The organism is Dyadobacter sp. 32 (genome assembly GCF_902506755.1).
Taxonomy (GTDB): Bacteria; Bacteroidota; Bacteroidia; order Cytophagales; family Spirosomataceae; genus Dyadobacter.
Map to the genome: position 1 here is coordinate 1785411 of NZ_LR735258.1, position 11557 is coordinate 1796967.

Consider the following 11557-nt stretch of genomic DNA (forward strand, 5'->3'; position numbering starts at 1 on the left):
CATCCGCCCGGCGGACCGGTCACATCTCACATCCGCCCGGCGGCCCGGTCACATCTCACCCCCTTCGAAAACACCAGCGACGAATTATTACCGCCGAATCCAAAACTGTTTGAAAGCACAACGTTAATTTCCTGGTCGGTTGTTAATGCTGCTGTTGGTTTCAGACCCGTTTCCTGGATAGCAGTTTGATAATTAAGGTTAGGATATACCAGGTTATGCTGAATCGATAAGACCGAAAAAACCGCTTCAATAGCTCCTGCGGCAGCAAGGGTATGTCCGGTAAACGGCTTGGTGGAACTGAAAGCCGGCACGTTGTCACCAAACACATTTTTCAGAGCAACAGACTCGGATAGGTCATTATTTTTGGTTCCTGTGCCATGTGCATTCACATACGAAATATCCGACAAAGCAAATCCCGACTTACTAATCGCCTGGTCTATTGCCATGGTAGCTCCCTTGCCATCCGGCGACGACGCAGTCTGATGGTAAGCATCGGCTGCATTGGCCCAGCCGCTCAGATAACACAGCGTTTCATTCCCCGAAAAGCTGATACTTTTATCATTCTCCAGAAGTAAAAAAGCGGCCCCCTCACCTAAATTCAGGCCATTTCGGCTTTCATCAAACGGCCGGCACCACTGATCATCGTAGATCATCAAAGACCGGAATCCGTTGATTGTAAACCTGGTAAGAGCATCCGTACCACCTACCAACACCCGATCGAGCTTTCCCTGAAGCAAAAGACGGGCTCCCAGCATGATGGCATTCGCCCCTGAAGAACAAGCGGTCGAAAGCGTATTGACGTACCCCGTAATTCCGAGAGCGGAGGCTATTCGTTCCGTAGTACTGCCACTGTCATGACACCTAAGAACTTCATAATCTGGGTTGTTTTTATCAATGAAATCCCGATAGAAATTTTCAGAACGATCCATCCCACCGACAGATGTGGCAGAGATAATTCCGGTTCTCAAATGCTTGCTGTGCTTATTGCGCCCCCAGGCTTCTGTGGCCGCTGCCAGTCCCAGCAACGAAGTTCGGGATACATTCGATGACTTCAACTGATACTGGCTGATCAGGTCCGCGTTGGAAACCTTAACCTCACCTGTGAGCAGATCCACTCTTTCGTCCAGAAAGCGCATACCCGTGATGCCCGACTTGTTATGCCGCAAGGCAGACAAGTTTTCTGAGACCGATAGGCCAATTGCAGAAACAACTCCAAGCCCGGTAATTCTAACACCCATCAGATTGTTTTTAATAAAAGTCGAAACCTCACATACGCCCGGGCGCATCCTGATTCATTTTTTAGCATCTCTGTACTAATCCAGTGTGAAACTGAACGCATCAAATGGTTGCATGCGCCAGGCAAATTGACGAGTGGTTGGTGAAATTGCGAAAAAAGGAGAAAATGTCCTGACTTTTACCGTTTTGCCATCCGGCATAAACTCGAGCATTCTGAGCCAACCATCACCTCCATTTCCCTGCCAGCCACCACCCAGCGCCTGCGCGTTGAATACCATTTGCTGCACGCGTTTGCCAGCCGCATTTTTGTCGGTACGAAACCCAATATGACCTTCAAACGAATCCGGTACACCAATGTGTCCCGAAAAAACCATCTGGATATTTTTGGACGGCTCAATCAGCTTGCGCCACATGGCTGCGCCGTAATTGACGTCGGGAAGCGGATAGCCTTCTTTGACAATATGCTCATTTTTAGCATTCAGATAGGAATGCGTCAGCACCACCACCTGATGTTGTCTGTACTTTTCCTGACCTATCACCTTTTCTGCCCAGGCCAATGTAGCGTCGGTAGGGGCAAATTCAAGCACCAGGATTAACAATTTCTTTCCGTGCGGCGTTGTCATTTCGTAGGACGCGTTGGCCAGCGTAGGCGCTCCCAGGTAATCCGTCCCCACTTCCCTAAGCATTTTTTGCGAGACGAAGTTCTTCTCAGCCGGGAAGTATTTGTTGTAATTGGTATTCCGATTCTCCGCGCTTTTAAAACCATAATCATGATTGCCGGTAGCGGCCACATAAGCCACTTTCCCATCAAGCCTTCCAAACGCCTTAGACACCGCTTCCCATTGCTGTGTACTGGATTGATCTCCTGCTTTGATATCCGGGTTGGGCATGTCATTCTGCTCCACCAGATCTCCGGTACAAAGTACCATTTTGATATTCAGTGAATCAATATTTTCACTGATCCAACCAGTCATCAACTCAAAAATCGGCTGGTTCCTGGCGTACTTCACGTAAGTCTGTGGATCGGGAAGCAAAACCATGGTCCACGATCCTTTGTCGCTTAATTTAGGCGGACTATATGTCTTTTCCTGCCCGACAACCTGAAAAGACAATACCAAAAGGCAAACAAAACAGCTCTGCTTTAAGAAAGTTCGCATGGTGAGGTGAGGTAAAAACAATTACCCTTTTCTGGTTCTGATATATTCGGCCATGGAATTAATGGTCAGAAAAGCCTGCTTGCCCTCTTCTGGGTTGGTCACCTGAATTCCGTGATATTTTTCCAATAAAACAATTAACTCCAGCGCGTCTATGGAATCCAGCCCTAATCCATCACTGGCAAATAAGAGTGCATCATCCTGAATATCAGATACCTGTATCTCTTCCAGGTTTAATTGTTCAATGATCTGCTTTTTTAACTCTTCCTTTAAATTATCCATGAAGTACGTTTGAATACTGATTAATACCTTACTATTTGCTTTGAGAACTATACAATTTACCTAAACCATTAAAATCCAATTCTTCTCCTTCATCCCCCTCATTTTCTATCAAAAATAAGAAAACATCCATTTGTTCATCATGAATCTGCAGCCATCCGCAAAGAACAGCCTTCGAGCCCGTGGAAAGCAATATGCTGGCATAATTCACAAAAAAATCAGGTGCGAATTTAGGCAAAACCACAAACATATTTTCACCATACCATTTGTTTAAAATAGCAATTTCACCCAGTACTATATTGGGAAGCGTGTACACAAACACAGCGGGGCTCGGTGCTCCGTGGGTTTCGTAAGATGTCCTGAACTTAATATCTGTATCCAGGCTGGACGACTGATTTGCGAACAACATGGCCACTTCGTCATCCTTGTATGCATGGACAAGTCCGGGCTTAACCCGCTTGATCAGCTCGGAAGCGATAAAGCCGGCCTGAGAAAGCAAATCCATTTTATGAAACTTGGGGTATACCAATTCCAGCGACCGGTATAACTGCTTGAGCCAGCTCTCTGGCGAAAAGTTGTCCTTCACGAACAACACCTCTCCGTTTAGTGAACAAGAATGTTCATTCAAATGGCAATATGCTGTGATTCGGCTCATCTTTTCTGGATCACCAAAGACGCATTTCCCCCACCAAAACCAGACGCGGTCTTTAAAATGGTATTCAATTCTGCAGTGGTATTTTGTTGGATTATGTTTAATTCTTTGGAGGTGCCCTGCTGCTTAAAGCCCAGGCTCTTAATCAATACCCCTTCGCGCATCATAGACATTGAAATAGCCGTTTCAATAACCCCAGCTGCCCCAAGTGTATGACCAAAATAGCCCTTCATACTGTTCATAGGCACCTGATTAAGCCCCAGTCGGTCAAAAGCAACGGATTCCATTTCATCGTTGTAAATCGTCGCCGTGCCATGCGCCGATATAAAATCGATATCCTTTACCGCCAGACCATTCATTTCCAATGTTTTCTTTACCGTCCGATAAAGCCCTTCACCTGTTCGCGATGGACCTGAAATATGGTTTGCATCGTTGGCAGTGGTTCCCTGCAGCAGATTCAAAGGAGCTTGGCTGAAAATGTCGTAGCTGCCAGACACCACCACGGCGCTGCAACCTTCACCCATGGTGATTCCGTTTCTTTCGGCATCAAAAGGGGCACAAGGCTGATCACTCATTGCAAAAAGAGATTGAAACCCGTAAATAACAAAGTCTGACAGCAAATCACAGCCTGCCACAATAGCATGATCATATATTCCCGACTTAATCAGGTTACACGCGACGTTAATGGACAAAACCCCTGAAACACAGGCATTCGAAATCACCAGTGGTTGATTTTTGAGCGCAAATTCTCTCCTGATAAACGCTACCGAACTGGAAAACTGGTCGTTGATATCCTGGGCCAGCGCACCCTTTGTGGAGCTAATGATGAGAATAGTCCTTTCAGATGAAAAGATCTCTGGGTCTATTTCAGCCTTGACCTGCATCAGGGCATCTGCTATAAGACTCTGAAAAGTGTGAACTGCGGAAATCTGAGACAAATAAATCGCGTTCTTATTGAAGCCTGCACCCTCAACGAGTGATATACCAGAGCGGTTTTCGCGAGTTGCCGCGAAATTCTCAACTAAATTCTTCCCAAGTGGACTTATGATTACCTCAGCGCCGATGTAGGTGTTTATCATTGTTACGAGTACAGATGAGGTGCGGTCATGGTTTTCGCGAAAATTGAATTACAAATTACGCTCTTTCCATTCCCGGTAAAAATCAGGCGTAATCAGTTCGAGTGTGCGGCTTTCCTTTTCCAAAAAAACCTGTACCGTTTTACCAACAGCGCATAGCATCCCTGTTGAGATATTGATCACTTCATATTCGAATTGAATTTTTGCCGATTTCGACGGAATATATTTAGTGATGACCTTAATCACCTGACCATAATATACAGGAGCCTTATGGTCAATTTCGGATCTGATGATTGGCGTAAAATATCCTCTATCAAAAATAGTCAGATACTCCAGGCCAAATGATTTACCAAAAGCCTCACGTCCGTCTTCAAAAAACTTCAGATAGTTCCCGTGCCACACCACACCCATCGCGTCAGTCTCACTAAATCTTATATCTATTTCAATCTCAGAGGAAAGCATCTTGAAAATCCGGTATATAATTTTGTTGATGGTTGCGGATCAAAGCTATTCTTGCTGATTCACAACTATTTTCATTTCACATTCCAGCAATTTACGACCTTCCAGCGAATTTAGACCTTTAACCAGAAAAATATTGCCCAGCTGATGGGTGGGCGTCACGGTAGTTGTGATCGTAGAATGGACGGGTGGCAGGTCGAAAACTTCTAATTTAGATATCGCTCCGATGAAGCCCAGTTTGGGTGGCCCATCTGCTGCCCTGTCGAGATAACCAAATCCGGCGGCACAGGTTTGCGCAATGTTCTCCATAAGGCCCGAGGCTTGAAAAAATCCCTCTTCAACCAGCAAATTGCTCGCTTCAATGGTGAATTCAGACAGAAAGTGATCCGGCTCCACCTCGCTCAAACAATCGATCATCAGGAAGGGTGGCCGGTGAGGCAGGTAGTTGGGGATATCCTCTTTGGTAACAATCATTGTTCAAAAAAGTTGAAATAATTAAACCACTGCTCGGGGTACTGCCCAATCTTCCGTTCCAGCTCGGCCACATACAGCCTGCCAATTTCCTCCGGTTTCATTTTTGTGGTGATGGGTAACGTTGCACTCAAATGATAGCTGTATTTACCATTTTTGGTGGCAAAAACGAAAGTCACCGGCGCATCGAATTTCGATGCTATCACAAAGGGACCATAAGGGAACCTGGCTATTTTACCTAAAAAATCAAATTCGATAAATTTGGCACCATCCAGGTACCTGTCTGCGTGTATAGCTACAAACTCATTGTTGTTCAGAGCATTACGAATAGATATAATGTGTGAAAGGTCGTTTTTAATGGCGATCACTTTAAATCTGGAACCACCGGTCGACAAATCCATAAATTTCTTGATGTTCTGGACTTCGGCATCCAGCATCACGATGTTGATCGCCGGTGTAATCCTGCCTTTCAGCAAATTGCCGGCAGTTTCCCAGTTGCCCAGGTGCGCACTTAACAAAATACCCCCTTTACCGGCATTACGGATATCTACGAGATAATTCTCATTTTCAAATGTGTGGCTGAATTGTTTGTCTTTTCCCAATAGAAAAGCAGCGCGGTCTACAAGTGTCTGTCCGAAAATATAGAAATTTTGCCGGGTTAGTTTTCTGGCTTTTGCTTCTGAAAAATTTAAGGTATTTCTATAAAAATCAAGGAGAACTTTTCGGGGCTTGGCTGCAAACAGGTAGTAGTAAAAGGTGACTACACGCAGCAACTGATAGGCGAAGCCTATGCCCAGGAAATTAATAAAAAAAAGAAAAATCTTATACCCGGCTAATGTCCCCCTGGTTTTACCATCCCAACGGTTCATTGACTATAATCCCAGTTTTTTCTGTACGACGTTATAAAAGTCCCCGAATGTCACAATTTCTCTGAAATCCTCGCCGGTTATTTTGATGTTCAGGTTCTCTTCGATCAGCACGACCAGGTCAACATAATCCAAACTATCCAAATCCAACGTGTCTTTCAAACTGCTACCAGGAAGAATAAGATTTCTGTCCACCTCGAACTCCTCAGATAAAAAATCCCGGGTATCTTCTATAATTTCTTCCAAACTCATTTTTAAGGATTTTACATTCATAGATGCAAAATTAATTTATTCTTTTCTGATAGTTTTCAATAACGCTTAAAAATTGAGGCAATAGTTATTAAACGTCACATAAAAAGGTCTCCGGAACAGTACCTGGCCGAGTAAAAGGCAAATTGGTGACGGGTCAGAATCTAATTAATTCGGATGTTTCAATCCCTTCTACGATTTCTCGCATGGTTTTGGAGAGCTTAGACGTAGAAGTCCATTTCGAAAAATCCGCATCCGGCATTAACGAACGGTTCAATGCTGTATCCAATGTTCCCGGCAGCAAAACGTGCGCCGAGATGTTGTTTTTACGATAATTCTCGTTAATCACTTGAGCAAAGGGAACCAGCATCTGTTTGCTCATGGCATAGGCCACATTGTGAGATGCACTGCCAGGATCCATGGCCGCCTTAGCTCCAATAAAAATGAACTTGCCGGCGCCTGATTTGATATAGTGTGGCAGCAATGAATGAACAATGTTAAATGCGGTACCAAAATTTAGTTTGATCATCGCATTGACATCCTCCAGATTCGTCTCAGCCAAACCGCCTGCCTGATACCCGCCCACCAGATGAATTACTGCTGACAGATCATTTTGGGCATCCATAATCTCCGAGATCATGTGGGTGACCTCTTCTCCATTCGAAAGATCAGCACACCAGACCGATTCCGTCCCTGTATTTTCCGCTGGTTTCCGTACAGCAACATTTACTGTAAACGCACCGTCAGAAAATTCTTCCACAACGGATTTACCCAGGTTTCCGGTGGCACCGGTGATCAGAACATTTTTCATTAAAGGATTTATTTGTATTTTTAGAAAGTACAAATTACATGAGAAACAGTGCCTGAACCAAACCAGAAGCTATTTTCCGCAATGAGCGAATTATAGACATGTCCTATTTCATCCAGGCACACTGCCTTAAGCGGCTTATTATCCTGCAATGTGTTGATTATCTTCACTTACAAATTCCAGAGATAGCGAATTGACACAATAACGCAGCCCGGTTTCGGTAGGCCCGTCTTCAAAAATGTGTCCCAGATGCCCCCCACAATTGGCACAGGTGATTTCGGTACGACGCATCCCGAGTGATCGGTCTTCGTGAACCCTGATTTTCCCACCTGCTATTTCACGGTCGAAGCTGGGCCAGCCACAATGCGAATCGAATTTCATATCGTCGGTAAACAAATCGTTACCGCAGGCGGCGCATTTGTAAACGCCTTTGTCCTTATTCATCAGCAGCCGTCCGGTGTAAGGCCTTTCCGTTCCCTTTTCTCTGATCACATAATACTTTTCCGGCGACAATTCTTTTTTCCATTCTTCCTCGGCTTTCTGAACCGGTAGCTCATTATTAGAATTCATCTGACTAACATTTTATTTCCAAAAGCACCTGCTGACTTCAACTGGTGCACTGTTATACAACAAATTATTTTACAGGATCATTTTACAAAAACGGAATTTTTAATACCGCAAATGTTCCGACGGAATGAAGGGAGGGGTAATAAACACTAAATAACTGAATATCAATTAAACTTTCTTACAATAAGGGTCGAGTTGGTACCACCAAAACCAAAGGAATTAGAAAGAAAACAGTTGATACGCTGATGCTGAGTACGGCTGACGACATTAATCCGGGCCGAGTCTTCATCGGGCGTTTCAAAGTTGATGTTGGGAGCAATAAAATCGTTTTGCATCATCAAAATAGAATACACAATCTCGCTTGCGCCAGCCATCCAGCATTCATGGCCAGTCATGGATTTGGTTGAGCTCACTGGAACCGATCCGCCAAAAACATCAAAAATAGCGCGCGCCTCACTTCCATCACCAACTGGAGTGGACGTGGCGTGTGCATTGATATAATCTATTTCAGAGGTGCCGACGCCGGCCTGCTTCAGCGCCATGGATAGCGATCTTTCCTGGCCTTCCATGCTCGGGTTGGAGATATGATCTCCATTGGATGAAAAACCATATCCGATCAACTCGGCCAGTATGGGTGCACCCCTTTTCACTGCCGCTTCGTATGACTCCAGAATTACCGTTGCCGCACCACCACTGGGAATAAGCCCATCCCGATCCTTATCAAATGGCCGGGAAGCCTTCGACGGTTCCGATTCGCGTACGGAAAATGTGCCCAGGCCGTCAAAGCTCGACATGGCGGCAGCATTGATTTCCTGCGCTCCGCCGCAGAAAACCCGATCCTGAAGCCCTTGTTTGATCATCAGATATCCCATTCCTATCGAATGCGACCCCGATGCACAGGCTGCACTAAGGGTAAAATTGATTCCTTTCAACTTGAAGATCGTTGAAAGATTCATGTTCACGGTGCTGTTCATATTCTGAAAGATAGCGCCGCTTCCAATCAGCGTGGTGTCATGCTTCTCTCTGGCCTTATCTACCGCTTCCACTACGGAGGCAGCGGTACTGTCATTGCCAAAAATAATTCCGGTTTCGGTAGTCTCTAAAAAATCAATATCCAAACCCGCCTGCTCCATGGCCTCTTTGGTAGACATATAGGCGTATATAGCAGGCTGATGCATCCCCAGGCGCTGTCTTCTGGACAGAAAAGGCTTCAGATCAGGCTCTCTGACCATGCCTGTAAGCGCAGAACGAAAACCAAAATCCTTGCGTGACTGGTCAAATATAATACCACTTTTACCTGCATAAAGCGACTTGGTCACCTCTTCAAGGTTCTCTCCTAAACAAGAGTAAATACCAATACCCGTAATAACAACCCTATTTTCCATCGCTCAGGAGTAAATCCCTCCATTGATATTAATTACCTCACCTGTGATGTATGCTGCCTTATCCGACACCAGAAAACTCACTAGATCAGCCACCTCCTGCGGTTTACCAAAACGATTCATCGGTATCATTTGTTTCAGCTCATCCTCGTTTAAATCCTTCGTCATGTCGCTCGTAATGAACCCAGGTGCAACCGCGTTTACCGTTATTTTCCTTTTTGCCACTTCCTGCGCCAGCGCTTTGGTAGCCGAGATAATCGCCCCTTTGGCAGCCGAATAGTTGGTTTGTCCTGCCACACCCTTCATACCCGAAACTGAAGCAATATTGACAATCCTTCCCGAACGTTTTCTGAGCATCTGCTGAATGGCATTCTGAGTCACGTTGAACAAGCCTTTGGTCGAAATGTTCATGACGTCATCCCAATCTTTCTCTGGCATCCACATAAACAAACCATCCCGTGTAATACCCGCATTATTCACCAAAACACCAATAAATTTCCCTTCGTTCTGCTCCCTCCACTGATTCAGGGAATGATCCACTTCGGATCGGGTCTGCACGTTGAACTGCAGAAGTTCTCCGTCACCGCCGGCCTGCCTTATTTCAGCCAGGGTCTCCTGTGCAGCTTCGTGATTTGTGGCATAATTTACCAAAATATACAAGCCATGATCTTTGGCCAGCTGAACGGCAATGGCGCGTCCGAGCCCGCGGGATGCCCCTGTTACAAGTGCGCAGTTCATAGTGAAAATGGTGTTTCTTTGATATACTCGTAAACTGCTGCAATACTTTCAGCCTGTGGAACGTCCTGCACTACGAAACTACATTTTTGCCTGATCTGTCTGTAGACCGACTTCGCACTTTCCGACAAAAGTTCTTTTTCATTGGCTTCCAGCAGGTCCACCGCCTGGCAGATGGCCATGATGTGAATGGCCATGACCTGGTAAGCATTCTCAAGCACCTGTTTAGCCAGAACGGCGCTGTTGGTACCCATACTCACAATGTCCTGATTGTCATTGTTGTTGGGAATACTGTGCACATATACCGAGTTGGACAAGGCCTGATTTTCAGCAGTGGTTGACGTGGCTGTGAATTGAACGCCCTGAAAACCAAAATTCAGTCCCCAGGTTCCGGCATTGAGAAACGGCGGAAACTTTCCATTCAGCTTGCTGTTCATCAAAAAATTTAGCTGACGCTCCATCAGCATCGACAATTTGGTCAGCACAATCTTCACCTTGTCCATTTCAAGGGAAATGTAGTCTCCATGAAAATTCCCTCCATGAAACACGTTGTTTTCCTCCGGATTTACGATCGGATTGTCATTGGTTGAGTTCAGTTCATTTTCAACAACCTCCTGGGCGTATCGCAGCGTGTCCACGATAGGTCCGATGATTTGCGGCACACACCTGATGGAATAATACTCCTGAATCTTACGCTCAAACTCGGTTTTGTGAAGGGCTGTATCATCCTTGAAAAGCTCCTCCCTGTTACGAATCAAGCCACTGCCTTTTACAAAATTCCGCATCTCCCCGGCAACGTACTGCTGACCCTTGTGATGCTTCACGGCATTCAATTCTTTTGAAAATGAATCGTCAAATGCCTCTATTACTTCATTAAGCATAGATGATGCAGCAATTGCCCATTGAACCAGACGGTTGGCATACACCAGATTAATTGCCGCAATGCCCGTCATGCAGGAGGTTCCGTTGATAAGACCGAGGCCATCGCGGAGTTCCATTTTTAAAGGTTCAATGTGATGTTTGAGAAAGACCTCGGCCGTCTTTTTTCTGATTCCGTTTTCGTAGACGTGACCCTCTCCTATCAAATTAAGCCCTAAATGAGAAAGTTGAACCAGGTCGCCGCTTGCACCAACGCTGCCATGTTCAAATATCTCGGGTACAATTCCATTATTCAAGAAAAGCACTAACTGCCTGATTACCGCCGTACTCACACCAGAATTACCCTGAATAAATGAATTGAGGCGCGCAACCATGACGCTACGGGCATATATTTCATTCAATGGCTTACCTATCCCACTTGAGTGGCTTCGAATAAGATTATATTGCAGACTGCTTAGTTTGTCGGTTTCAATCCGATATTGAGCCATGGGGCCAAAACCGGTGTTGATTCCATATATAATTTTATCTTTTGAAAAATCAGTTAAAAAAGAAAATGACTTTGAAACCTGTGTCAGAACCTCTTCTTCCAATACAAACTCTTTTTTATCAAATGCATACTGCTCGATATGAGCTAATGAAATACTATTCATTTATTGTCTAACATATTAATTAACATGTAAAATAAATCTTTTTTTACCGCTTTGCCAAGTCACAGGCCCAGCGTTGATAGAACATTTATAAGTT

The 11557-nt window shown here is 45.0% G+C and carries 14 protein-coding genes; all 14 read right to left on the reverse strand.

All coding sequences use genetic code 11. The features are described from left to right. Positions 1-26 precede the first annotated feature (26 nt). On the reverse strand, positions 27-1238 hold the full coding sequence (locus DYADSP32_RS07175) for a beta-ketoacyl-[acyl-carrier-protein] synthase family protein (protein ID WP_149243369.1): 1212 nt from the start codon (positions 1236-1238) through the stop codon (positions 27-29). A 75-nt stretch (positions 1239-1313) separates the two neighbouring features. After that, positions 1314-2393, reverse strand: a complete 1080-nt coding sequence (locus DYADSP32_RS07180; protein WP_149243368.1) for a metallophosphoesterase — start codon at positions 2391-2393, stop codon at positions 1314-1316. Between the two features lie 21 nt (positions 2394-2414). After that, the gene (locus tag DYADSP32_RS07185) at positions 2415-2672 is read right to left on the reverse strand and encodes a phosphopantetheine-binding protein (protein WP_149243367.1); all 258 of its coding nucleotides are present in this window, start codon (positions 2670-2672) and stop codon (positions 2415-2417) included. A gap of 31 nt (positions 2673-2703) precedes the next feature. After that, a complete protein-coding gene (locus DYADSP32_RS07190) occupies positions 2704-3324 on the reverse strand; it encodes a hypothetical protein (RefSeq protein WP_149243366.1) in 621 nt (206 codons plus the stop codon). Continuing rightward, positions 3321-4400, reverse strand: coding sequence for a beta-ketoacyl synthase N-terminal-like domain-containing protein (locus DYADSP32_RS07195; RefSeq protein WP_149243365.1), 1080 nt, complete (start codon positions 4398-4400; stop codon positions 3321-3323). The genes DYADSP32_RS07190 and DYADSP32_RS07195 overlap by 4 nt, the downstream gene beginning before the upstream one ends. A gap of 48 nt (positions 4401-4448) precedes the next feature. Further along, positions 4449-4859 carry an acyl-CoA thioesterase gene (locus tag DYADSP32_RS07200; RefSeq protein WP_149243364.1) on the reverse strand — a complete coding sequence of 137 codons (411 nt, stop codon included), beginning with the start codon at positions 4857-4859 and terminating at the stop codon, positions 4449-4451. A gap of 45 nt (positions 4860-4904) precedes the next feature. Next, a complete protein-coding gene (locus DYADSP32_RS07205) occupies positions 4905-5330 on the reverse strand; it encodes a hypothetical protein (protein WP_149243363.1) in 426 nt (141 codons plus the stop codon). After that, positions 5327-6196: a lipid A biosynthesis acyltransferase gene (locus DYADSP32_RS07210; RefSeq protein ID WP_149243362.1), complete on the reverse strand. Its 870-nt coding sequence runs from the start codon at positions 6194-6196 to the stop codon at positions 5327-5329. Before DYADSP32_RS07210 ends, DYADSP32_RS07205 begins: the two co-directional genes overlap by 4 nt. A 3-nt stretch (positions 6197-6199) precedes the next feature. Continuing rightward, the gene (locus DYADSP32_RS07215) at positions 6200-6466 is read right to left on the reverse strand and encodes a phosphopantetheine-binding protein (protein ID WP_414617595.1); all 267 of its coding nucleotides are present in this window, start codon (positions 6464-6466) and stop codon (positions 6200-6202) included. A 133-nt stretch (positions 6467-6599) separates the two neighbouring features. Beyond that, positions 6600-7253, reverse strand: coding sequence for an SDR family NAD(P)-dependent oxidoreductase (locus tag DYADSP32_RS07220; RefSeq protein ID WP_149243360.1), 654 nt, complete (start codon positions 7251-7253; stop codon positions 6600-6602). A gap of 138 nt (positions 7254-7391) precedes the next feature. Further along, positions 7392-7820, reverse strand: a complete 429-nt coding sequence (gene msrB / locus DYADSP32_RS07225; RefSeq protein WP_149243359.1) for a peptide-methionine (R)-S-oxide reductase MsrB — start codon at positions 7818-7820, stop codon at positions 7392-7394. 161 nt (positions 7821-7981) lie between these two features. Beyond that, positions 7982-9202: a beta-ketoacyl-[acyl-carrier-protein] synthase family protein gene (locus tag DYADSP32_RS07230; protein WP_149243358.1), complete on the reverse strand. Its 1221-nt coding sequence runs from the start codon at positions 9200-9202 to the stop codon at positions 7982-7984. Positions 9203-9205: 3 nt separating this feature from the next. After that, entirely contained in the window at positions 9206-9937 is a 732-nt protein-coding gene (fabG, locus tag DYADSP32_RS07235; protein WP_149243357.1) for a 3-oxoacyl-ACP reductase FabG, read from the reverse strand. Then, positions 9934-11463, reverse strand: a complete 1530-nt coding sequence (locus DYADSP32_RS07240; RefSeq protein ID WP_149243356.1) for an aromatic amino acid ammonia-lyase — start codon at positions 11461-11463, stop codon at positions 9934-9936. The genes fabG and DYADSP32_RS07240 overlap by 4 nt, the downstream gene beginning before the upstream one ends. Between the last annotated feature and the right edge of the window lie 94 nt (positions 11464-11557).